The 23519-nt window shown below is 70.3% G+C and carries 20 protein-coding genes and 1 pseudogene; 8 read left to right on the top strand and 13 right to left on the bottom strand.

Features of this window, described 5'->3' with window-relative positions; all coding sequences use genetic code 11:
• Positions 1–33: 33 nt before the first annotated feature.
• Positions 34–741, bottom strand: coding sequence for an ABC transporter ATP-binding protein (locus ACIBH4_RS20485; protein WP_362507784.1), 708 nt, complete (start codon positions 739–741; stop codon positions 34–36).
• Positions 742–893: 152 nt separating this feature from the next.
• On the bottom strand, positions 894–1439 hold the full coding sequence (locus tag ACIBH4_RS20480; RefSeq protein ID WP_362507781.1) for a PadR family transcriptional regulator: 546 nt from the start codon (positions 1437–1439) through the stop codon (positions 894–896).
• A gap of 88 nt (positions 1440–1527) precedes the next feature.
• On the opposite strand from ACIBH4_RS20480, the gene ACIBH4_RS20475 reads away from it, so the two are divergent.
• The gene (locus ACIBH4_RS20475) at positions 1528–2064 is read left to right on the top strand and encodes a DUF1707 and FHA domain-containing protein (protein ID WP_362507778.1); all 537 of its coding nucleotides are present in this window, start codon (positions 1528–1530) and stop codon (positions 2062–2064) included.
• A 136-nt stretch (positions 2065–2200) separates the two neighbouring features.
• On the opposite strand, the gene ACIBH4_RS20470 is transcribed toward ACIBH4_RS20475, so the two are convergent.
• On the bottom strand, positions 2201–3580 hold the full coding sequence (locus ACIBH4_RS20470) for an MFS transporter (RefSeq protein WP_362765732.1): 1380 nt from the start codon (positions 3578–3580) through the stop codon (positions 2201–2203).
• A 369-nt stretch (positions 3581–3949) separates the two neighbouring features.
• On the opposite strand from ACIBH4_RS20470, the gene ACIBH4_RS20465 reads away from it, so the two are divergent.
• Positions 3950–4843: a CAP domain-containing protein gene (locus ACIBH4_RS20465; RefSeq protein ID WP_362765735.1), complete on the top strand. Its 894-nt coding sequence runs from the start codon at positions 3950–3952 to the stop codon at positions 4841–4843.
• Between the two features lie 134 nt (positions 4844–4977).
• On the opposite strand, the gene ilvC is transcribed toward ACIBH4_RS20465, so the two are convergent.
• The 8 genes and pseudogenes from ilvC to ACIBH4_RS20425 all read right to left on the bottom strand — a co-directional run bounded on the left by ilvC (position 4978) and on the right by ACIBH4_RS20425 (position 17072).
• Positions 4978–5958, bottom strand: coding sequence for a ketol-acid reductoisomerase (ilvC, locus tag ACIBH4_RS20460; protein WP_362508255.1), 981 nt, complete (start codon positions 5956–5958; stop codon positions 4978–4980).
• Positions 5959–5997: 39 nt separating this feature from the next.
• A complete protein-coding gene (gene ilvN, locus ACIBH4_RS20455) occupies positions 5998–6522 on the bottom strand; it encodes an acetolactate synthase small subunit (protein WP_362507769.1) in 525 nt (174 codons plus the stop codon).
• A gap of 2 nt (positions 6523–6524) precedes the next feature.
• A pseudogene (locus ACIBH4_RS20450) lies at positions 6525–8264 on the bottom strand (acetolactate synthase large subunit); the annotation flags it as partial.
• A 224-nt stretch (positions 8265–8488) separates the two neighbouring features.
• Positions 8489–11149 (bottom strand): GGDEF domain-containing protein, encoded by a 2661-nt coding sequence (locus ACIBH4_RS20445; protein WP_362507766.1) that lies wholly within the window; start codon positions 11147–11149, stop codon positions 8489–8491.
• Between the two features lie 383 nt (positions 11150–11532).
• Complete coding sequence (locus ACIBH4_RS20440; RefSeq protein WP_362507763.1) at positions 11533–12441, bottom strand: 2-hydroxyacid dehydrogenase; 909 nt, start codon at positions 12439–12441, stop codon at positions 11533–11535.
• Positions 12442–12525: 84 nt separating this feature from the next.
• Complete coding sequence (locus ACIBH4_RS20435) at positions 12526–14304, bottom strand: VanW family protein (RefSeq protein ID WP_362507760.1); 1779 nt, start codon at positions 14302–14304, stop codon at positions 12526–12528.
• A gap of 375 nt (positions 14305–14679) precedes the next feature.
• Positions 14680–15318: a response regulator gene (locus ACIBH4_RS20430; RefSeq protein WP_399172638.1), complete on the bottom strand. Its 639-nt coding sequence runs from the start codon at positions 15316–15318 to the stop codon at positions 14680–14682.
• A 53-nt stretch (positions 15319–15371) separates the two neighbouring features.
• Positions 15372–17072: a sensor histidine kinase gene (locus ACIBH4_RS20425; RefSeq protein WP_362765741.1), complete on the bottom strand. Its 1701-nt coding sequence runs from the start codon at positions 17070–17072 to the stop codon at positions 15372–15374.
• Between the two features lie 171 nt (positions 17073–17243).
• On the opposite strand from ACIBH4_RS20425, the gene ACIBH4_RS20420 reads away from it, so the two are divergent.
• From ACIBH4_RS20420 to ACIBH4_RS20410, 3 genes are read left to right on the top strand one after another with little or no spacing between them, the layout of a single operon-like run.
• Complete coding sequence (locus ACIBH4_RS20420) at positions 17244–18209, top strand: tripartite tricarboxylate transporter substrate binding protein (RefSeq protein WP_362507751.1); 966 nt, start codon at positions 17244–17246, stop codon at positions 18207–18209.
• Entirely contained in the window at positions 18209–18898 is a 690-nt protein-coding gene (locus ACIBH4_RS20415) for a tripartite tricarboxylate transporter TctB family protein (protein ID WP_399172581.1), read from the top strand. The genes ACIBH4_RS20420 and ACIBH4_RS20415 overlap by 1 nt, the downstream gene beginning before the upstream one ends.
• Positions 18899–20395, top strand: a complete 1497-nt coding sequence (locus tag ACIBH4_RS20410; protein WP_362766332.1) for a tripartite tricarboxylate transporter permease — start codon at positions 18899–18901, stop codon at positions 20393–20395.
• 237 nt (positions 20396–20632) lie between these two features.
• On the opposite strand, the gene ACIBH4_RS20405 is transcribed toward ACIBH4_RS20410, so the two are convergent.
• Complete coding sequence (locus ACIBH4_RS20405; protein WP_362507742.1) at positions 20633–21214, bottom strand: TetR family transcriptional regulator; 582 nt, start codon at positions 21212–21214, stop codon at positions 20633–20635.
• Positions 21215–21297: 83 nt separating this feature from the next.
• Here ACIBH4_RS20405 and ACIBH4_RS20400 point away from each other — a divergent pair, with 83 nt between their 5' ends.
• Entirely contained in the window at positions 21298–22029 is a 732-nt protein-coding gene (locus tag ACIBH4_RS20400) for an SDR family oxidoreductase (RefSeq protein WP_362507739.1), read from the top strand.
• A gap of 5 nt (positions 22030–22034) precedes the next feature.
• Positions 22035–22352, top strand: coding sequence for a multidrug efflux SMR transporter (locus ACIBH4_RS20395; RefSeq protein WP_362507736.1), 318 nt, complete (start codon positions 22035–22037; stop codon positions 22350–22352).
• Positions 22353–22530: 178 nt separating this feature from the next.
• On the opposite strand, the gene ACIBH4_RS20390 is transcribed toward ACIBH4_RS20395, so the two are convergent.
• Positions 22531–22914, bottom strand: coding sequence for an SH3 domain-containing protein (locus ACIBH4_RS20390; RefSeq protein WP_362507733.1), 384 nt, complete (start codon positions 22912–22914; stop codon positions 22531–22533).
• Between the two features lie 413 nt (positions 22915–23327).
• Here ACIBH4_RS20390 and ACIBH4_RS20385 point away from each other — a divergent pair, with 413 nt between their 5' ends.
• Positions 23328–23465 carry a putative ATP-grasp target RiPP gene (locus ACIBH4_RS20385; RefSeq protein WP_350947614.1) on the top strand — a complete coding sequence of 46 codons (138 nt, stop codon included), beginning with the start codon at positions 23328–23330 and terminating at the stop codon, positions 23463–23465.
• Positions 23466–23519 lie beyond the last annotated feature (54 nt).

Raw genomic sequence — 23519 nt, 5'->3', positions numbered from 1 at the left:
CCGCACACGTGTCCCGCGCGTCCGTTCGCTCGCTCATCGGGCGCTCTCCAGGGGGGTGACGGTGGAGTCGGCGATCTCGCCGTCGCGCAGGAAGACCACCCGGTCGGCCCAGGCGGCGTAGCGGGGTTCGTGGGTGACGAGCAGCGCGGCGGCTCCCGCGTCGCAGCGGGTGCGCAGGAGCTGGAGGATGTCGTCGCCGGTCGGGGTGTCGAGCGCGCCGGTGGGCTCGTCGGCCAGGATCAGCCGCCGCTCCCCCACCAGCGCGCGGGCGATGGCGACCCGCTGACGCTGGCCGCCGGAGATCTCTTCGGGGAAACGGTCGGCGATCTCGCCCAGACCGACCTCGGTGAGCACCTCCATCGCCTCGCGGCGGGCGTTCCCGAAGGCGATCCCGTCCAGCTCGCGCGGGAGGGTCACGTTCTCCAGCGCGGTGAGCGACGGGATCAGGTTGAGGTCCTGGAAGACGTAACCGACGTGCCTGCGCCGGAGCCCGGCCAGTTCCCCGGCCCGCAGGCTCGCCAGCGGCGTACCCTCCACGACCACGGAGCCCGAGGTGGGCAGGTCGAGGCCCCCGGCGAGGTTGAGCAGGGTGGACTTACCTGATCCCGAGGGGCCCATCACCGCGACGAGCTCTCCGGCGCCGACGTCGAGGCTCACCCCGCGCAGCGCCGTCACGCGCTGTGGCCCGTCGCCGTGCGTGCGGGTCACGTCCGCGAGCCGGACGACCGGTTCGAAGGTCATCTGGGCACCCCCGGCGCGCGGGTCCCTGGCCGTGGTCGTGGTAAGGATGTCAACTGTCCGTCTCCTGTGTCTGGGGATCACGCGTCGGGAGGTCACCCGCACGGGGATCTCGCATCCGGAACTTCCGTGTCCGGGACCTATGCGTCCGGAACCTATGCGTCCGGGTTTTCCGCGGCCGCGGGCCTTCGCGGCCGAGGCGAGGCCGTGAGCACGGCCTCGCAGTGGTCGAGCCAGCGTTGCTCGGCCTCGGCCTGGAAGATCATCGAGTCGAGTACCAGCCGCTGTGCGGGGTTCTCGACGCTCGCGCGCCTGGCCTGGACGAACGCCTGCAACGTGCGCATGGTCGCGGTGCGCTGGGCCTGGATGATCGGCCGCACGTCCGTGGCGGCGGTGACCGCCAGGGCGAGCTTGATGACCAACTCGTCCCGAGGCCGGTCCGACTGGGCGACGGGGGTGCTGAACCATCGCCCCATCTCGGCCAGACCGGCCTCGGTGATCGAGTAGACGACCCGGCCCTGCTCGTCCTGCTCACCGGGGCTCACCAGGCCGTCGCGTTCCAGGCGGGAGAGCGTTGTGTAGACCTGGCCGATGTTGAGCGGCCAGGTCGCCCCCGTCGACGCCTCGAACTCGGCACGCAACTGATAGCCGTAACGAGGCCCCTGACTCAGCAGGGCGAGAAGCCCCTGTCGGATCGCCATGGATACCGAGTATGCATACGCAGTATTCATGACGCAAGAGATCTGCATATTCTGGACAGGCTCCGCCCTCGGGGCCGATACTCGGAGGATGAGCTCGACGCATCCCCCGGCCCGTGCCTCCGACGGGGACCGTGATCGCGCGATCAACGAGCTGCGCGACCGTGCCGTCGAGGGGCATCTGTCGCACGACACCTTCCTCGGCCGCGTCGACATGGCCCTGCGCGCACGCAACCAGGGCGAGCTCGACAATCTGGTCGCCGATCTGCCGCAACGCGGCCGGTTTCGCCGCATGGTCACCGAGGCCGTCGCCTCGGCCTCCGACTTCACCAAGCGGGTGGAGTCGGCCTGGCGGCGCCCTCGACTGCCCCGGCTCGCGCTGCCCGGCGACGGCAGGACCCGCTACGTGGTGGGCCGGGGGTCGGCCTGCGATCTGGTCCTCGCCGACCTGACCGTCTCCCGGGTGCACGCCGAGCTCCGCCGCGACGAGGAGGGCTGGGTCCTCGTCGACCTCGGCTCGCTGAACGGCACCCGCCTGAACGACTGGCGCCTGGTCGGCCCGGCCAAGGTGCGGCCGGGCGACGTCGTCTCCTTCGGCGACTGCGGCTTCCTGATGATCACGCCTTAGACGCTTTGGCCGGCCACCTCCCGGCCGTCCCTGGATTGATCTCCGCCCTGGACCCGCGTCCGGGCCGCCCTGAGCCGCACACCGCGTCCCCTGGCCGGGACCCGTGCGCGACTACGGGCTTTGGGTGGGAGCCCTCTCAGCCCTCCTGAACCTCGGCCGCTCCGGCCTCCTGAGCCTCCTGGGCTTCCTTGATCTTCGCCGCCGTCAGGGCGTAGCGCATGGTCAGCAGGATGCTGAGCCCCATCAGGATCGCGGGCAGCAGCGTTGAGCCGTACAGTGCCGCCGTGGTCGCCGACTCGGGCTGGGCGACCGGTGTGGAGGGGTCGGACTCGACGAATCCGGTCGCGCCCAGCAGCCAGCCGAGTACGAGCGCGCCGAACGCGAAGACCACGGTCTCCGCGGCTGTCCAGAGCCCGGTGAACACCCCTGCCCTGCGCTTGCCGGTGACCAGGGCGTCGTGGACGATCACGTCGGAGAGCATCGAGAACTGCAGCAGCTGCAACCCGGCGTAGCCGATGCCGACGAGGAACACGCACGCGTGCGCGTACGCCCAGCCGAGCGGACCGGCGAAGGCCATCCCGACGGCGCCCACCATGAACAGCGCCGACGCCAGGATCATCGCGCCGCGCTTGTCGTAACGCTTGGACAGCCGGACCCAGAGCGGCATGGTGATCAGCAACGGGCCGACGATGCCCAGGAAGAGCGTGGTGGTCGCCGCCGGGTCACCCAGCGTGTAGGTGGCGAGGTACGGCGCTCCGGCGAGCATGGCTCCGGCGGCGAACATCTGGGCGCAGCTCAGGCCGAGCAGCACCATGAACGTCGTGTTCGAGCGGGCGGCGGCGAACTGGGCGGCGATCGACGGCTCCGTCTCGGCCCGCGCGATCATCGGGGCCCGGGCCGTGCCGAAGAAGGCGCCGAGCATCGACAGCAGCAGCACGGCTCCGACGACCAGACCCATGGTCCGGTAGCCGGAGGCCTCGGTGCCCGCGATCACCGGCGCGACCGCCCCGGAGAGCAGGATCCCCAGGCCGACGAAGACCATCTTCCACTGCAGCAGCGAGGAGCGCTCGTGGTAGTCGTCGGTCATCTCCGCGGGCATCGCCTTGTAGGGAACCTCGTAGAAGGCGTAGGCCGTCGCGGTGAGGAAGTAGAAGAAGGCGACGTACAGGGCGGCGGACAGGCCGGTGAGCGGGGGGCCCGCGAAGGTGAGGGCGAACGTCACCGGCAGGGTGACCGCGCCCATGAGCAGCCAGGGACGGCGAGCGCCGAAGCGGGAGACCGTCCGGTCGGAGCGTTGCCCCACCCAGGGGTTGATGAACATGTCCCAGAGCTTGGGCAGGAAGACCACGATGCCGGCGATCCACGCGGGAACCGCGAGCACGTTCGTCATGTAGAACAGCAGCAGCAATCCGGGGACCGTGGAGAAGGTCGCCGTGCAGATCGAGCCGACACCGTAGCCGACGCGCACGCCGCGCGACACGGTGACGACGGCGGGTGAGGGCGCCGGGGAGACCATGCCACATTCAATCGCAGCGAGTGTGCGCCCGGTAGGCCCCGGAACCTCGCGATCGCCGGAAGGCGAGAATATTTCGCCTCTTGTCGGTCCGAGATAGTCCGGCGGCGGGGCCGCCGTCCGGCCCGGGTGATCTCCACGGGGCCGCATCCCTCCATACGGCATATATCCAGCTCAGGCGGTCCGTGGAGGGATATTTCAGCTCTCGGGCGTCCCTGCTGCCGACAGGAGCACCACCGACCACAGACGCCTATGCGATCACTCTGGTTTACCTGGGGCTCACAGTAAATGTCCGGAATTTGCTGACAAGACGGATCTGTCACCGACAGAATGCGGGGGCCATCCAGCGTCTAACCAACCGGAGGAACCGACATGCGCAGACCGCTAGGGGCGGCACTGCTCTGCCTCGGGAGCCTGGCGGCCATCAGCACGCCGATCGCCACGGCTCACGCCGCGTCCGCTCCCCAGGCCGAGTGCCGTGTGTACGCCGCCAAGCCGTACGTCACCGCGGCGGGACGGATCCAGGCCTCCGCCGCGCGACTCGGCTGCGACGACACCGCCCTGGTCCGCATCCGCGTCAAGCGCGCCGTGCCCGGGGCCGACCCGATCGTGAAGAGCGCGTCCCGGAAGGGCACCAACGGACGGGTGACGGTGAGACTGCGTTGCGCTCCAGGCGTCTACTACGCCGTCGTCACCGACTACCGGGGAAACAGCGGCCGCTCCAAGCCCGTCAGGCTCGGCTGCTCCCCCACCGACGCCCCGGCCCCCACCCCCGCGCCGACCACTACCACCACCCCCAGGCCGACCCCGACCCCGTCGGCCAGCGCCACCCCCACCAAGCCCACCACCGCCCCCAGCTCCACTCCCAGCTCCGCACCGGGATCCTCCCTGTCCGAGGAAGTGGTGCGCCTGACCAACGCCGAGCGGCAGAAGGGCGGCTGTGGCCCGCTCATCTCCGACCCGCAGCTGCGTTCGGCCGCGCAGGGCCACTCGGACGACATGGCGGCCAAGAACTACTTCAGCCACACTTCGCAGGACGGCCGTGACATGACCGCCCGGATCAGGGCGAGCGGATTCAGCCCGATGCGCGCCTGGGCCGAGAACATCGCGATGGGCCAGCGCACCCCGGCCGACGTGGTCACCGCCTGGATGAACAGCTCCGGGCACCGGGCCAACATCATGAACTGCGCCTACACCCACCTCGGGGTGGGCGTGGCGAACAGTTCCCGGGGCATCTACTGGACCCAGAACTTCGCCAAGCACTAGAGATCAGGCACAACCGGACCGCGAGGCACCCGGTGTGAAACGGCCCGTGCCCCTGGTGACGAGAACTCGTCACCAGGGGCACGGGCCGCTGCTTTCGGCTCGGCGCCGTCACATGAGCGCCGTCACCCGAACCTTTACTTGAGCCAGCTCATCATCGGGCGGAGCTTGGCGCCGGTCTTCTCGATCGGGTGCTCGGCGAGCTCGTCGCGGTAGGCGGTGAACTTCTTCTGGCCGCCGTCGAACTCGTCCACCAGCTCCTTGGTGAACTCGCCGGACTGGATCTCGGCGAGGATGCGCTGCATCTCCTTCTTCGTCTCCTGCGTCACGATGCGCGGGCCGCGGGAGTAGCCGCCGTACTCGGCGGTGTCGGAGACCGACCAGTACATCTTGTGGATGCCGCCCTCGTACATCAGGTCGACGATCAGCTTCATCTCGTGCAGGCACTCGAAGTAGGCGACCTCGGGCTGGTAGCCCGCCTCGATCAGGGTCTCGAAACCGACCTTGATCAGCTCGGAGACGCCGCCGCACAGCACGGCCTGCTCACCGAACAGGTCGGTCTCGGTCTCCTCCTTGAAGGTCGTCTTCAGCGCGCCGGCGCGGGTGCCGCCGATGCCCTTGGCGTACGACAGGGCGAGCTCCAGGGCGTTTCCGCTCGCGTCCTTCTCGACCGCGACGAGACACGGCACGCCGCGACCCGCCGTGTACTGACGGCGTACGAGGTGACCGGGACCCTTGGGAGCGACCATGGCCACGTCCACGCCCTCGGGCGCCTCGATGAGGCCGTAGCGGATGTTGAGGCCGTGCCCGAAGAAGAGCGCGTCGCCCTCGACGAGGTTCGGGGCCACGTGGTCGGCGTACAGGTGGCGCTGGATGTGGTCCGGCGCGAGGATCATGGTCAGGTCGGCCTCTTCGACGGCCTCCGAGGGAGTGAGCACGCGCAGGCCGTCGGCCTCCGCCTTCTCCTTGCTCTTGGAGCCCTCGGGCAGGCCGACCCGCACGTCCACGCCGGAGTCGCGCAGCGAGAGCGCGTGGGCGTGGCCCTGGCTGCCGTATCCCAGAACGGCGACGTGCCGGCCCTGGATGATCGACAGGTCGGCCTGGTCGTCGTAGAAGATCTCAGTCACTTGCTTAACCTTTCGGGTTTCTCGTAAGCGTTACGCGGTCCGGTCCAGGGCCCGGAGAGAACGGTCGGTGATGGAACGGGCACCGCGGCCGATGGCCACCATGCCCGACTGGACGAGCTCCTTGATGCCGAACGGCTCCAGGACCTTGATGAAGGCCTGCAGCTTGTCCGGAGTGCCGGTGACCTCGATGGTCACCGCGTCGGAGGAGACGTCGACACAGCGTGCCCGGAACAGGTTGACCAGCTCCAGCACGCTGGACCTGTTGTCGGAGTCGGCCCGCACCTTGATCAGCGTGAGCTCGCGCTGCACCGACTGCGCCGGGTCGAGCTCCACGATCTTCAGCACGTTGACGAGCTTGTTGAGCTGCTTGGTGACCTGTTCCAGCGGCAGGTCGGCGACGTTGACCACGATGGTCATCCTGGAGATGTCCGCGTGCTCGGTCGGGCCGACCGCGAGCGAGTCGATGTTGAAACCCCTGCGGCTGAACAGCGCCGCGACGCGCGCGAGCACGCCGGGCTTGTTCTCCACCAGCACGGAGAGCGTGTGCCTGCTCATGCCTAGTCCTCGCTGTCCCAGACCGGCGCCATGTCGCGCGCGAACTTGATGTCATCGTTGCTGGTCCCGGCCGCGACCATCGGCCACACCATGGCGTCCTGGTGCACCACGAAGTCGACGACCACCGGCACGTCGTTGATCTCCATGGCCTTCTTGATCGTCGCGTCCACGTCCTCGGGGCGTTCGCAGCGCAGCCCCACGCAACCGTAGGCCTCGGCGAGCTTGACGAAGTCGGGGATGCGGCGGACCGTCTGCAGGTCGGTGTTGGAGTAACGCTGGTTGTAGAACAGCGTCTGCCACTGCCTGACCATGCCAAGGTTACCGTTGTTGATGATCGCGACCTTGATCGGCACCCCCTCGATCGTGCAGGTGGCGAGCTCCTGGTTGGTCATCTGGAAGCAGCCGTCGCCGTCGATCGCCCACACCGTGGTGTCGGGGCGGCCCATCTTGGCCCCCATCGCCGCCGGGACGGAGAAGCCCATCGTGCCCGCGCCGCCGGAGTTGATGAACGTGCCGGGGTTCTCGTAGCCGATGAACTGCGCGGCCCACATCTGGTGCTGGCCGACACCCGCGGTGTAGATCGCGTCCGGGCCGACGAGCGCGCCCAGCCGCTCCATGACGTACTGCGGGGCGAGGGAGCCGTCCTCGAACTCGGTGTAGCCCAGCGGATAGGTCGCCTTGTAGGCGTTGAGCGCCGTCCACCAGTCGGCGTAGTCACCCTTGCGCCCCTCGCCGCGCACCGCGGCGATCAGGTCGGAGATGACCTCCTTGCAGTCGCCCACGATCGGGACGTCCGCGTGCCGGTTCTTGGAGATCTCCGCCGGATCGATGTCCGCGTGGACGACCTTCGCGTGCGGCGCGAAGCTGGACAGCTGGCCGGTGACCCGGTCGTCGAAGCGGACACCGAGCCCGATGATCAGGTCGGACTTCTGCAGCGCGCCGACCGCCGAGACCGAGCCGTGCATGCCGGGCATGCCCATGTGCTGCGGGTGGCTGTCGGGGAAGGTGCCCCGCGCCATCAGGGTGGTGACCACGGGGATGCCGGTCAGCTCGGCGAACTCCAGCAACTCCGCCGACGCCCCCGCCCGGTGCACGCCGCCGCCCACGTAGAGGACGGGCCGCCTCGCCTCGGCGATCAGCTTCGCCGCCTCGCGGATCTGCTTGGAGTGCGGCCGGGTCACCGGACGGTAGCCGGGCAGCTGCATCGCGACCGGCCACTCGAAGGTCATCTTCGCCTGGAGCGTGTCCTTGGCGATGTCGACCAGCACCGGCCCGGGACGCCCCGTCGAGGCGATGTGGAAGGCCTCCACGATCGTCCTGGGAATCTCGTTCGGGTCGATGACCAGGAAGTTGTGCTTCGTGATCGGCATGGTGATGCCGGAGATGTCGGCTTCCTGGAAGGCGTCGGTGCCGATGGCGGCGCTGGCCACCTGACCGGTGATCGCGACCATCGGGACCGAGTCCATGTAGGCGTCGGCGATCGGGGTGACCAGGTTGGTGGCGCCGGGACCGCTGGTGGCCATGCACACCCCGACCTTGCCGGTGGCCTGCGCGTATCCCTGAGCCGCATGCCCCGCGCCCTGCTCGTGCCGTACGAGCACGTGCCGGACCTTGGTCGAGTCGTAGAGAGGATCATAGGCGGGGAGAATCGCGCCGCCCGGGATCCCGAACACGGTGTCGACCCCGACGAGCTCCAGCGCCCTCACGAGGGCCTGGGCTCCTGTCATCTGTTCGGTCATCGGCTCGTTCCTTGTGGCTGAACATGCTTAATGGCATAAAAAATGCCCCATCCCGCCTGGACGGCGGAGCTGGGGCGGCGCGCAGGTCGTAGTGATTCGCTATCGGCCCGCGCGCCGGCGAAGTACTACGAGAATCCCACGGTGAATCTGCATGCCTCCACCTTGGCCGACGGAGTACCCCCGCGTCAAATTCATGGGACACATATCTCAGAGTCCGAGATGTGAGGTCACGCGGGAGTCCCGAGGGTGGAGAGGCTGGTGCGGATCAGCGAGTCGACGCCGCGCGCGGCCATCGGGCGCGCCACCAGGAACCCCTGGCCGCGGGTGCAGCCCATCTCGCGCAGCAACTCCAGCTGCTCGGGCCGCTCGATGCCCTCGGCGACCACGATCAACCCCAGGTCGTGCCCCAGCCGCACGATCGTACGGGTGAGCAGGGTGAGCGTCTCGTCACGGCCGAGCCCGGACACGAAGGACGGGTCGATCTTGATCATGTCGACCGGGAGCTGCCGCAGGAACGCCAGCGAGGCGTACCCGGTGCCGAAGTCGTCGATGGCGAGCCGGACGCCGAGGGCACGCAGCTCGGAGAGCCGGGTGATGGTCTCCTCCGCGTCCTCGACCAGCATCTCCTCGATGACCTCCAGGGTGAGCGCGCTGGGCGGCAGCTCGCTCTCGGCCAGGACCGCCTCGACGGTCTCCACGAAGCGCGGCGCCATGATCTGCCGGGCCGAGAGGTTCAGCGAGAGCCCGATCTCCCAGGAGGAGGCACGCCAGGCGGCCACCTCCCTGCAGGACTCGCGCAGGATCCACTCGCTCAGCGGCACGATCAGGCCGGTGTCCTCCGCCGGGCCGAGGAACTGCTCGGGCGGGACGAACTCGCCGCCCCGGCACCAGCGCACCAGCGCCTCGACGGCGGTGACGCGCGAGGTGGCCAGGTCGACCACCGGCTGGTACTCGATCGCGAACTGGTTCTCCAGCAGCGCCCGCTGCAGGTCGGCGGCGAGTTCCAGGCGTCGTACCACGTCGGCGTGCATGTGCGCGGCGAACACCTCGACCCTGCGCCCGCCCAGCTCCTTCGCCCTCGCCATCGCCACGTCGGCGTTGCGGATCAGGTCGGCGGAGGAGACGTCCGCGGTGGAGAAGGCCACCCCGACGCTCGCGGTGAGCGCGACGTCGCGGTCGGCGACCCGGAACGGCTCGGACGAGACCGTACGGACCAGCAGCTCGGCCAGGTCGACCGCCGTCTGGGCGTCGACCGGCGCCTCGAGCAGCACCGCGAACTCGTCGCCGCCCCAGCGCGCCAGGGTGTCGTCGGCCCGTACGGCGGCGCGGAGCCTGCGGGCCGCCTGGCCGAGCAGGTAGTCGCCGCTGGCGTGGCCGACCGAGTCGTTCACCGCGGTGAAGCCGTCCAGGTCCAGGAAGACCACGGCGACGTTGCTCGCGCCGGGACGGGCCAGCACCTCCCGGGTGCGCTCCTCGAAGTAGGCCCGGTTGGGCAGGCCGGTGATGCCGTCGTGGAAGGTGAGATGGGCGACCTGGCTGCGCAGGGCCTCCTGGTCGCTGATGTCGCGGGTGGTGACGAGGAGCAGGTCGTCGCCGCGCACGTGCCGGGTGGCCACCGACTCGGCGGGCCGCCACGTCCCGTCGGAGGCCCGGACCCGGCAGGCGACCATGCAGGCGCCCGGCCCCTCCTCGGCCTCCTCCTCCAGGCTCATCGCGCTCAGCGCCGCCTGGATCCCCGGCACGTCCTCGGGGTGGATGTAGTCGAAGATCTTCCGGCCGACCAGGTCGTCCGGACGGTAGCCGTACGTGATCTCGACGCCCTCGCCGATCTCCCGCACCACGCCGTCGTAGCCGCACAGCATGACCACGTCTCCCGCGCTCTCCGCGAGGTCCCGCAGCTGCCGCTCGCCGAGATGCAGCAGGCTCCGCATCCGCCCGGTCTCCATCAGCATCACGAACAGGCGTACCGTCAGGACGGCGACGATCGACGCGCACACCGAGGCGAGGACCGCCGGGGGTCCCTGCACCCCGCCGCTGATCACGCGCAGGAGCACGACGACGGTGGCCGCCCCCACGAGGAACAGCGGCACCGCCGCGATCAGCGAGGACGTGCTCTCCCTGACGAACGGCTCGTCGTCACTGGGCTCGGGAGAGCGCGTCGCGGGCCCGCTCCACGGGACCGCGGCGAGCACCAGGAACGCGGCGGGGGCGAGCCACACCCAGGTCAGGGACGGCGTGTCGCCGTTCACCCGGGCCACCGCAGTGATCGTCTCGGAGGTCGCGATCGCGGCGAGCACGGCGAGCGCGGCCAGGCCGACCGGCCAGGCCGAGCGCCGGATCGGCACCACGGCGGGGCCCACGACGCTGGCGAGGATCAGGCAGAACAGCGGCGAGGCGAAGGTGACCGCGGCGTCGCCCGCGTCACCGCCGGTGCCGTAGAGCGGACCCACCAGCGACACCCAGACGATCACCATGATGGCCGCGGCGCACACGTAGGAGTCGGCGAGGTCACGCAGCAGGGCGTGCCCCCGCGCGGGTCTCGCCGCCGACAGCGCGGTGCCGACCGCGAGCATCGCCGTACCGGCCAGGAGCACCAGATCGGCGAAGGTCACCACGAAGGGCGTGCCTTCCGCGATCGGCCGCACCCCCACCCCTGCCAGCCAGGTGAGCGATCCTCCGGCCAGCCAGCGCCAGGCCAGCGCCCTGCGCCGGTCGGTGAGTCTGGAGGCGGCGGCGAACAGCGAACCCGCGGCCGCCGCGGCGGTGACGACGCCCGCCACCGCCTCGACGACCACGGCCGGAGCGCCGCTGACGAGCGCGGCAACGAGCCCCGCCACGCCTGCGGCGGCGGCGGTCAGCGGTACCCGGGGGTCACGCCAGCGGATCAATGTCGTCTGCCCATCAATGTCGTTTGGTGTTTTTCGCTTTCGCAGCTTCCCTTGCTCGCTGCGCCCGCGCTGCCGGTGCGAGCGCGTCGTCCTTCGTCCTCGGCGCTCGTACCGGCACAGGGCCAGTGTGTGCCGTCCGACCCGCGCGGGTGGTGACAACGCCGTAGTCGTCACCGATCTGATAACCACGCGAGCAACGGTGATCGCTTTTACCGACGGTACGCACCGCAGGTCACGGGGCAGCCACGGCCCGGATTCCTTTGCCGGTCAGTACGAACCCGTGATCACATCTTTGAGCGGCTCACCCGCGGGGTGACGCAACGGCTGGGAGCGGAGAGGCTTCGGCGTGCGCCGCAGGGACGCGGCCCGGATTCCCCCGCCCGTCAGTACGAACCCGTGATCACATTCTTGAGCGGCTCACCCGCGAGGTAACGCAACAGCTGGGAGCGGAGAAGCTTCAGCGTGCGCCGTACGGACGCCGGATTGCTGCCCGCGACGTGCGGGGTGATGAGAACCCCCGGTGCCGTCCACAGCGGGTGGCCCTCCGGCAGGGGCTCGGGGTCGGTGACGTCGAGCGCGGCGAGGAGCCGGCCCTCCCGCAGCTCGGCGACGAGCGCGTCCGTGTCGACCACCGTGCCCCTGGCCGCGTTCACCAGGAGGGCGCCGTCCCTCATCGCCGCCAGGAACCCGGCGTCCACCATGCCGGTGGTCTCGGGCGTCGAGGGTACGAGCAGCACCACCACGTCCGCCTCCGGCAGCAGCCCCGGCAGCTCGTCCAGGCCGTGCACACCGGGCCTGGCGGTCCTGGCCACCCGGACGACGTCGACCTCGAAGCCGTCGAGCCGCCGCTCCAGCGCCTCACCGATCGAGCCGTAGCCGACGATCAGGACCGTGGAGTCGGCCAGCACCCCGGTGTGGTGGTAGGTCCACTCGCCCTCGCGCTGCGCGTGGACGAACCCGGGAAACTCCCGCAGCACGGAGATCATGGCGCCCACCGCCCACTCGGCGGTGCCCGCGTCGTGCACACCCCTGGCGTTGCAGAGCGTCACCCCCTCCCGCACGTGCGGCCGGTAGGCGTCGACACCCGCGGTGACGGTCTGCAGCAGTCGCAGGCCGGTCATGCGGGCGAGCAGACCGGGAAGATCCGTCAACGGCGTGAGCGGCGGGATCCAGACCTCGGCCTCCTCCACGCCCTCGGGCACCGGCTCCGTGCCGTCGTAGACGACGCACTCCACTTCCGGGAGATCACACAGGACATCGGCGACGGCTTTGGAAGGTACCCAGATCTTCATGTGCGCATTATCCAGCCGTACGGCCGGTGGCGCCGCCCCTCGCGACCGCACCGTCCGGCCGCGCAGGGCGCGCCGGCACCGTGATTATTCGGACACGCACTTCAGGTCGAGCTCGGGACGGTAGACCGTGGTCTTCTTGACGCGCTTGATCTCCTTGCCGTCCTGCTTGAAGACGCGCCAGACGTCGATCGTGAAACCGTTCTGGCCCACCATCGGGATGCAGGTGGGGCCGCTGTCGGTCTCGCTCTTGAACGGGGTGACGTTGTATCTCTCCGAGGAGATCGACTCGATCTCGTAACGCTTGGTGCTCCAGAAGGCGACGGTGACCCCGCTGTCGTTGTAGGAGGTCTTCACCAGCACCCCGTACGGCGAGTCGTTCTTCCAGCGGAAGTCGGGCTGGGGCCAGGAGACCGTGGACTCGCGCCCGGCCGGGTAGCGGGAGATGTAGAACTCGTGCGCCATGTGCTGGACGTCCTCAAGGCCGCCGAAGAACACCGCGTTGTACATGGTGGTGACGAACTGGGAGATGCCGCCGCCGACCGAGTCGACCAGCCTGCCGCCCTGGATCATGGGGGCGGGGACGAAGCCGCGTGCCGTGTCGCGCTGGCCGATGACGCCGTTGAGCGAGAAGGTCTCACCCGGCTTCACCAGGTGGCCGTCCAGGAGCTTGGCGATCGTCCTGATGTTGGTGACCCGCGGCGGGCAGCAGGTGTAGGGGGTGGTGAACTGGCTGATCCGCTCCTTGATGCCGAGCTTGCGCGCGTCGGCGTCGGACATCCTCGGCTTGACGGTGGCGAGGAAGACCGGGATCGTCCGGTCGCCGTCACGGGCGACCATGTTCGCCACGTCGGTGGCGAGCCGCTCGTCGTCGACGCCCTTGCCCTTGCGTCCGGGCACCAGCTTCGGCTTTCCCCCGACGATCTGGAACGTGGGGTCGCGAGGGGCGAGGGCCGAGTCGATCAGGTCCCCCTCCACGGAGGCCACCGCGTTCTTGGCGTCGAACTTCGGGCTCATGCCGCCGGAGCTGTCCGGCTTGAAGGACAGGTGGGCGGCGAGGGTCTCCACCGGCAGCTGGGTCTGCTTGCCGGCGAAGGTCAGTGTGACCGGTCCCGACAGCGCCTTCCGCGCACTGGCCGCGGCCTGCTTGACCGTCTCCGCTCCGGCCATCGGCTTGATCACCGAGACCGGGAGGCGGACCTCCTTCTCCGGGCCGAGGAAGGCCTTCGTGATCGCGGCGACCGCGGCCTCCCGCTCCAGCTCCCGGCCGTCGCGGGGCGTGACGACGACGGGCTTGACGTTTTCGAACGTGACCGAGCCCTCGCGGACCTTGAGGTCGACCCTCTTGGCCAGGCCGGCGACCGCGGCTCTCATCTTCTCAAGATCGGAGGAGACCTTGGGCTCCAGGTCTGTGGTGCCGGTGAAGGCCCGCCAGACCTCGGCGGGGCTGGGGAATCCGCTGGGCGCCTGGGCGATGGTGGCGACCACGTCGAACTCCAGGCCCGACTTCGCGGGGTCGAAGTCGTAACGCTTGCCCGCGGCCAGCAGGGTCATCTTCTCGCCGGCCTTGCCCGACAGACGGTCCCTGAGCTTGTCGGCCGCCTCGGTCGCGGTCAGGCCGCCGATGTCGATGCCCCGCACGGTGGTGCCCGGCAGCATCTTGCCGGACATGATGACGGCGGGCACCGCGTAGGCGAGCGCGACGACGAAGAGCACGGCGAAAACGATCAGGAAGAGCCTGCGGGCCTTACGGCGACGCGGAGGCGGCTCCTCGTAGCGGAGCCCTTCCGGTTGCGGGAACCCGCCGTCGCCACCGGGGACGAGCGTCGGCTCGTCGCGCCGGAAGGGGCGTTCCGGCGTGGCCATCTGCCAGGGCTGCGGGGGCTGGGCCGCGGGGGGAAGCGTCGTCCCACGGGGCGGTGGCGGACCACCGGGGCCGGGCCTGCCGGGGCCCGAGGATCCTCCGTGGCCGGTGGGACCGAAGATGTCGGGCGAGACACCGGGGGGAAGGCGCGAACCCCCCTGGGGCTGGGCGGCCTGAGTGCCGGGAGCTCGTCGCGGGTCGCGGGCGCCCGGTGGCACGGGGCGTGAAGGAAGGGGCATTGCCTCAAAGGGGTCCGTCGGTGGGTTCACAGACGCTCCGGCGTTCCGCACGGCCTCCGCATCCTCCTGCTTCGCAGCTTCCACCTCCGGCAACCTTAAACCACATTGGTCAGCCTCCGCCCAGAATGAAATAACAAATCATCCTGTCCATCGGTAGCGATGCTCGGGTCTCCCCGCCGTGCCGTACTTCGGGCGGAGCTCCGCCTGGCCCACCGCGCACAGGTGTTCCAGATACCGGCGGGCGCTCACCCTGGACAGACCGGTCACCGTCGCCGTCTCGGTCGCCGACAGGTCGCCGCCGCTCTCCCTGAGCGCCTCGGCGACGAGGGAGCACGTGGTGCCCGACAACCCCTTGGGCAGCGGTGGCGGAACCCCCCTGACCGCGCCGAAGAGCCTGTCGACCTCGTCCTGGCGGGCCTCGTCCCCGAGGGTGGCGAGGCGTCTGCGGGTCTCGGCGTACTGTTCGAGGCGCTCGGTCAGGGCGCGGGCGGTGAAGGGCTTGATCAGGTAGTTGACCGCGCCGCCGCGCATCGCCGCCCGGACCGTGGTGACGTCGCGCGCGGCGGTGATCACCAGGATGTCCACCGGTTGCGCGGCCCCCCTGAGCTTCCTGAGGACGTCGAGTCCCGACATGTCCGGCAGGTAGATGTCGAGCAGCACCAGGTCGGGCCTGCGCGCCGCGGCCGAGGCGATCGCGGCGCCCCCGGTGTGGACGACACCGGCGACCGTGAAGCCCGGCATCCTGGTGACGTAGCCGCCGTGGATCCTCGCCACCATGAAGTCGTCGTCCACGACCAGGACGCGAATGTCGCCCACGTGCGTGTCCCCGGTCAACTCGGCACCTTCCGTTCCGTGGAGGCGGGCTCCCCCGCTCCTTCCGCAGGGGGCGGGGCGGGCGCCGGCGGCGCTCGATCGACCCACCCGCCGAGGGCTCCTTCCGCGGAGGGCGGGGCGGGTTCCCTGGTGGGAAGGAGCGCGGTGAAGACGGCGCCGCCCGCGTTGTGCACCCGCACCCAGCCACCCCGGCGTGAGCACGTCTGGCGGGTGAGGGCGAGGCCCAGGCCGCGCGGCCCCGCGTGGGCCGCCTTCGTGGTGAAGCCCTCCCTGAACACCTCGTGGACCAGGCCGGGGGTGATCCCGGGACCGGAGTCACCGACCCGGACGCACAGCCCGTCCACCTCGGTACGGACCGAGACCTCCACCGTTCCCCCGGTCTCCTGCAGCGCGTCGAGGGCGTTGGCGACCAGGTTGCCGACGACCAGGACCGCGTCGTGCGGGTCGCCGAGCATGCCCTCCTCCACCCGGGAGTCGTCGGACAGCACCAGGGTGGCGCCCCGCTCGGCCGCCTCGGCCGACTTGGCCAGCAGCAGGGCGGCCAGCGTGGGGTCGGCGACCTTCTCCCTGATGCCCGAGGCGTGCCTGCTGTAGGCCTCGGTGGTCTGGGTGATGTAGCTGACGGCCGTCTCGTACTCGCCGAGTTCCAGCAGGCCGACCACGGTGTGCATCCGGTTGGCGAACTCGTGGGCCTGCGCGCGCAGCGCGCCGGTCGTGGTGCTCGCCCGGTCGAGCTCGCGGGTCAGGCGCACCAGTTCGGTACGGTCCCGCAGGGTGACCACCCAGCCGCTCTGCAGTTCCCGTACCGCCACCGGGGTCCGGTTGAGTACGAGCACCCGGTCTCGGTGGAGCACCACCCTGTCGTCGCCGGGGTCCACGCCGTCGAGCACGTCCCGCATCCGGTCGGACAGGGGCATCTCCCGCAGGCTCCGGCCGACGTCGTGCCGGGAGAGGCCGAGCAGTTCGCGCGCCGCGTCGTTGACGAGCGTGACCCGTCCCTGGAGGTCGAGGGCGAGCACCCCCTCCTTGACGCCGTGCAACACGCCCTCGCGCTGTTCGAGCAGGGCCGCGATCTCTCCCGGTTCCAGGCCGAACGTCTGGCGGCGTACCCGCCGGACGATCAGCGCGGCGGCGCCCGACCCGGCGACGAGGACGGCGAGGACCGTCCACAGCAGCGGCGGGAGCGCCTCGCCGAGCTGGTCGGCGAGGCGCTCCTCCAGGATCCCGACCGAGGCCAGGCCGATGACCCGTCCCGAGGAGTCGAAGATCGGGGCCTTGCCGCGTACCGAGCGGCCCAGGGTGCCCGTCTGGACGCCGGTCCAGCGCCGCCCGTTCGTGAGGATCTCCGAGCCGTCGGTGGACAGCCTCTTGCCGATCAGGCTCGGGTTGGGGTGGGCGTAGCGGATCTGGTCGCGGTTCGCGATCACCACGTAGTCGGCGCCGGTCGCCGCCTGCACCCCGAGCGCGATCGGCTGCAGGCTCAGCTCGGGCCTGGGCAGGGCGAACGCCTCGCGCACCTGGGGAAGCCCCGCCACCGACTCGGCGATCGCCAGGGCGCGCTGCCGGTACTGACGGTCCAGCAGGGCGCGGGTGTGCTCCATCCAGACACCTGCCGTGCCGGCGACCGCGAGGAACACGATGACGGTCTGCAACACGAAGAGCTGGGTGCCGAGCGAGGCGTCGAGTAAGCGTCGCACGAGTTGACTCCTGGTCGGAGACCTCGATGAAAGCAGCCCGAGATAACGGCGCGGTCGAGGACGCGTGACCAATACGACCGATACGACGGCAACCACGCAAAGCATCGACAGGGCGACCTCCCGGGGTCACCATCCTCACCACGCTTTATTGACGTTTGTTTGGAGCTGACCATGCGACTTCGGAGACTGGCCGCCCTCGCGGTGCTGTCCCTCGCCGCCCTCACCGCCTGCGGTTCCGATGGTGGCTCGGGAACGAGCGCGCTGAGAATCATGGCTCCGGCCTCGCCCGGAGGCGGCTGGGACCAGACCTCCCGTGTCGCCGGCGAGGCGCTCAAGACCGCCGAGCCGTCGCGCAAGATCGAGGTCTACAACGTGCCCGGCGCGGGCGGCACCATCGGCCTGGCCCAGCTCGCGGGCGAGAAGGGCAACGGTGACCTGCTGATGACCATGGGCCTGGTCATGGTCGGCGCGATCGAGCAGAACAAGTCGAAGGTCACCCTGGCCGACACCACGCCGATCGCGAAGCTCACCGAGGAGTACGAGATCGTCGTGGTCCCCGCGGGGTCACCGTACAAGACGCTCGGCGAGCTGGTGGCGGCGTGGAAGGCGGACCCGACGAAGATCGCCATCGCGGGCGGCTCCGCCGGGGGCACCGACCACATCGTGGCGGGCCTGATGGCCAAGGCCGCGGGCATCGACCCCAGGCAGGTCAACTACATCGCCCACTCCGGCGGCGGCGAGGCGCTCAACGCGCTGCTCGGTGAGAAGGTCGCGATGGGGATCTCCGGCATCGGCGAGTTCGCCGAGCACGTGAAGTCCGGCAAGCTGCGCGCTCTCGGCGTCAGCTCTCCGGCGCGGCTCGGCAACGTCGACGCCCCCACTCTCAAGGAGGGGGGCCTGGACGTGGAGCTGGCCAACTGGCGGGGTTTCGTCGCGCCCGGCGGGCTGGACGACGGGGCGAAGAAGAGCCTCACCGACCTGGTCACCAAGATGCACGATTCCTCCGCGTGGAAGGAGGCGGTGCTCAAGAACGGGTGGGCCGACGTCTTCCAGACCGGTCAGCCGTTCGCCGACTTCCTCGCGGCCGAACAGACCAAGGTCAAGGGCATCATCGCGGAGATGGGCCTCGTCTCCTGATGCTTCCCGTAGAAGACCCGTCTGATCGCACCGGCACCGGCACCGGCACCGGATCCGGATCCGGATCCGAACCAGCCGCCGTCGCCCGCGCGGGCGACGGCGGTACCGGTGTGTCCCCGGGGCCGGGCTCGGATTCCGGTCCCGATCCCGTCCTGGATTCCGCCCCGCCCTCGGAAGGCGGGGCGGCGACCGAGACCGCGGCCGGGTGGTCGTGGCGGCGGCCCGAGCTGGGGCCGGCGGTGCTGGTCCTCGCGCTGGGGGTGTTCGTGATCGTCGGTACCGCCGACGTCACCGCCGCGGGCTCCGTCCTCGGTCTCGGCCCCCGGTTCTTCCCCGCCCTCGTCGGGGGGGCGATGCTGCTGATCGGGCTGTTCTACGTGGTCGACGTGCTCAGGGGAGGTCACGGCGACCCCGAGGACGCCGAAGACGCCGACTCGGCCGCGCGGGCCGACTGGCGTACGGTCGCGCTGGTCAGCGTGATCTTCCTGGCTTTCACCGGGTTGCTGGACCTGCTCGGCTGGATCATCGCGGGCGCGCTGCTCTTCTTCGGCCTGTCCGTGACCCTCGGGGCGACCCGGCGGCTGCGCGCGGGGGCCGTCGCGATCCTGGTGTCCTTCCTCACCTACCTGCTGTTCGTCAAAGGCCTCAGCGTGACGCTGCCGGCCGGACTGCTGTCCGGGGTGATCTGAGTGGACTCCCTGCGGCTGTTGCTGGACGGCTTCGTGACCGCGCTCACCCCGGTGAACCTGCTCTACGCGCTGGTGGGCGTCACGCTGGGCACGCTGGTGGGCGTGCTGCCCGGCATCGGCCCGGCCATGACCGTGGCGCTGCTGCTGCCGATCACGTTCACCGTCCCTCCGGAGAGCGCGTTCATCATGTTCGCGGGGATCTACTACGGCGGCATGTACGGCGGGTCGACCACCTCGATCCTGCTCAACACGCCCGGCGAGAGCTCCTCGATGATCACCGCCCTTGAGGGCAACAAGATGGCCAAACGCGGCCGGGCGTCCCAGGCGCTGGCGACGGCCGCGATCGGCTCGTTCGTCGCGGGCACCATCGCCACCGCGCTGCTGGTCGTCGCCGCGCCCCTGGTGGTGGACTTCGCGATCTCCTTCGGCCCCGAGGACTACTTCGCGCTCGCCGTCCTCGCGTTCACCGCCGTGTCGTCGGTGCTGTCCCGCTCCGTCGTACGAGGGCTCGCCTCGCTCGGCCTCGGCCTGGTCATCGGGCTCATCGGCATCGACCAGCAGACCGGGCAGGCCAGGCTCACCCTGGGCGTCCCCCAGCTGCTCGACGGCATCGACGTGGTGATCGTCGCGGTCGGGCTCTTCGCCATGGGCGAGGTGCTCTACGTCGCCTCGCGGCTGCGGCACGACCGGCCGGAGGTGATCCCGGTCGGCCGGGCGTTCCTCGGCCGCTCCGACTGGTCGCGTTCCTGGCGGCCGTGGCTGCGCGGCACCGCGCTCGGCTTCCCGTTCGGCGCGCTGCCCGGCGGCGGCGCGGAGATCCCCACGTTCCTGTCGTACTCGGTCGAGAAGCGGCTGGCACGCGGGGTCGCCCGCGAGGAGTACGGCAAGGGCGCGATCGAGGGGGTCGCCGGTCCCGAGGCCGCCAACAACGCCTCGGCGGCGGGCACGCTCGTCCCGCTGCTCACGCTGGGCCTGCCCACCTCGGCGACGGCCGCGATCCTGCTCGCGGCCTTCCAGCAGTACGGGCTGCAGCCGGGCCCGCAGCTGTTCGACCACAACCCGGCGCTGGTCTGGGGCATGATCGCCTCGCTGTTCGTGGGCAACACCATGCTGCTGGTGCTCAACCTGCCGCTCGCCCCGCTCTGGGCGCGGGTGCTGCAGATCCCCCGGCCCTACCTCTACTCGGGGATCGTGCTGTTCGCGGCGCTCGGCGTCTACGCGCTGAACTCCTCCTGGGTGGAGCTGGTCATCCTCTACGTCCTGGGCATGCTCGGTTTCGCGATGCGCCGCTTCGGCCTGCCGGTGGCCCCGGCGGTGATCGGCCTGATCCTGGGCCCGATGGCCGAGATCCAGCTCCGCCGGGCCCTCGCGATCGGTGCGGGTGACGTGACGGTCCTGGTCAGGAGCCCGATCGCGGCGACGCTGCTGGTCATCTCGCTTCTGGCGCTGTTCACGCCCCTCATCAGGAGGGTGGCCGCCCGTCGCCGCAGCGCCTGATCGGAACCGGCCGCACCGGATGCGGCACACGCGGGCACGGACGGACGCCCGTGCCCGTTTCCTTTCCCGCGCCTGTTTCGGCTTGCGTTCTCCGATGACGGTCGCGGGCACGTTCCCCGCCCGGTCAGGTGGAGTGGCCTGCCTCCGTCGCAGGGTCTCACGCGGGCGTCCTCCGGTGGTTCTCGCGGGCCCACGCTCCGCGCGCCCCACCCTCGAACCACCGAGGAGCCCGCGCGCTCAGGGAGTGAACGCGGCCAGCAGGTCGTCCAGCCCCGCCTTGACGCGCTCGACCGTCACCCCGTGCTCGCGCAGGCGGTGGGCGAGCAGCGGCGCGGCGAGCGGGGCGAGAAGGGCGTCGGCGAGGACGTAGGCGTCGGAGCCGGGTCTGGCCTGGGTGACGAGCATCGACAGGTGGGCGTGGTAGGCGTCGTAGGCGCCCCCGAAGCGGGCGAACGGTGTCGCCGTCTCGGCCATCACCAGCAGGTCCAGCTGTTCCACCGTCCTGTCGGCGAGGGCGTGCAGGAAGCCGCGGATGCGGGCGGGCGCGTCGGCACCGGGGCCCAGGGGCGGCGGTCCTTCGATGAAGGCCGCCTGGAACTCGCGTTCCCGCTCGTCGATGAGCGCGTACGCCAGACCTGAGCGGTCGCCGAACCTGCGGTACAGCGTGCCGACACCGACCCCCGCCGCGGCGGCGACCTCCGCCATCGACAGCCCTTCGACGCCGTGAGCGGCGACGATGCCGGCGGCCGCGGCGAGGATCTTCGCCCGGTTGCGCGCCGCGTCGACCCGTTCGCGGCGGGGATTCGTGACGACGTCCACGATCACAGGCTACTGGAGGCTTGTAAGCGGAATAAGTTCCGCTTTATGGTTAAACGGAACCAATTCCGCTTAAGGAGCACACCATGACACGCAGGGTCGCCCTCGTCACCGGGGGAAGCCGTGGGATCGGCGCCGCCATCGCCGTACGCCTCGCCGCGGAGGGCACCGACGTGGTGATCACGTACGCGCGCTCGGAGGAGCGGGCGGCGGCGGTCGTCAAGGAGATCGAGGCCGCCGGCGCCCGTGGGCTGGCCATGGCGGCGGAGGCCACCGACGCGGGCGCGCTCGTCGCCGCGGTCGAACGGACGATCACCGAGTTCGGGCGGATCGACATCGTGGTCGGTAATGCAGGCATCGCCCCGTTCGGACCGCTGGAGGAGGTGACGCTCGCCGAGGTCGACCGCACGCTCGCGATCCACTCGCGCGCCTCGTTCGTGCTGGCCCAGGCCGCCGCCCGGCACATGGGCGAGGGCGGCCGGATCATCTGCATCGGCAGCAGCCTCGCCGAACGCGTGCCGTACCCGGGGTGGACCCTTTACGCGATGAGCAAGTCCGCACTGGTCGGCCTGACGAAGGGCCTCGCCAGGGACCTGGGCCCGCGGGGCATCACGGCCAACCTCGTCCAGCCCGGCTCGACCGACACCGAGATGAACCCCGCCGACGGCCCCGAGGCGGAGGAGGAACGGCGCCTCACCGCCCTGGCCCGCTACTGCGACCCCGGCGACATCGCCGCCACCGTCGCGCACCTGGCGGGAGAGGGTGGCAGGAACATCACCGGCGCCACCATCACCGTCGACGCGGGCAGCACGGCCTGACCGCCATGGCCTGGGTTCTGCTTCTCACGGCGGCCGCACTGGAGATCGTCTGGGCCACCGCGCTCGAACGCTCGGACGGGTTCACCCGGTTCTGGCCGGCGTTCTTCGGGGTGACGGCGGCGGTCCTGAGCTTCGTCATGCTCACCTTCGCGCTCAGGACCCTGCCCCTGGGCACCGCGTACGCGGTCTGGGTCGGACTCGGCGCGCTCGGGGTCGCCGCCGTGGGCGTCGTCGCCCTGGGCGAGAGCGCGGCGCCCGCCAGGCTCGGCTGCCTCGCGCTCATCCTGGTCGGCGTCATCGGCCTCAAACTCCTGGACGGATGACGCGACGGCGGGGCGTCACGACGTGCTGCCGGACCCCTGCGCCGGGCCCACGACGGGCCCACGACGGGCCTACGACACGCCCGCGAGGGCCCGCGACGGGAAACGGGGGAACGGGAAACGGGAAACGGCCGCCCGGTTGTGGGGAGCCGGGCGGCCGGGTCTTGTCCGGGAAAGGAGGCTATTCCCGCAGGGTGTCGACGGCCGGTCCGTTGAATTTCCAGCCGTCCTCCCTTGCCAGATAGCTGCACGAAACCCATCCCGTGGTGCCGGAGGGCAATCCCGAGGCCGACCTGGCGCCCAGCCGGAAGTTGCACCAGCCGCCCGTCGAGTTCGGGTTGAGAATCTGCCCGTAATCGCCGTAGTAGAGATAGCCGATGACCGTCGACCCTCCCGGGCTCGATCGCAGGCGCACCCCGTCCGCCACAACCACCGCGTCCACGGCCGGGGCCGCCGACAGGACGAAAGCACTGCTCACCGGGTCCGCATGAGCGGGAACGGCCGCAACGGCCATCCCTGCGGCGGCCGTCAACGTCGCGGCGGCGAATGCCAGGAGCTTTTTCATTCGACGTTCTTCCGATCGTGAGGTCAGGTCATGCCGGAGTTAAAGGTGAGACTGCAGTGATTACTGTGCAAGCCATCAAGAATTTCGTCAACACCTGTTCAGTTTCAGAAATGTGAATTACCACATAAAAGAGGCCCTTCCGATTAGGGGCACGCAGGCGACCGAAAGGATCCTCGACATCCGTCACCGGGCCGGTTCCGCCGGTGGTCCAGGTGGCGTTGCGGGCTTTGCTCCGGGCGGCCACGGCCCCCGGCCCCTCGTGCCCCCAAGCGGAACACAAGTGGTCCACAAGTGATCGTTCCTAGGTTCCTCCGTAGAACCGGGGGCCGAAAGCGGGAACCCGGTGACCGGCTCTCTACACCGAGGCCGGAGGACCAGTCGGGGCCGCGACGACGCGGCCGAGAGGAATGATCATGTCGAAGATCACGATTGACGACCTGCCCTTCGAGGGTGCCGAGCTCGCCGAGGCCGAGCTGGGCGAGGTGTCCGGCGGCAAGTGGTCGGTCAGCGCGTGGAAGAAGGACCTGCCGTGCGAGTGGTGGCAGTACTAGTCCGCGGATCCAGCGGCTGATCGGGCCGGCCCGCCGACGGGACCTCACCCCCGG

It is taken from the genome of Streptosporangium sp. NPDC050284 (assembly GCF_044459525.1).
Lineage (GTDB): Bacteria > Actinomycetota > Actinomycetes > Streptosporangiales > Streptosporangiaceae > Streptosporangium.
The sequence above is the reverse complement of the archived record's forward strand: the minus strand, read 5'-3'. Positions and strand labels throughout refer to the sequence as shown.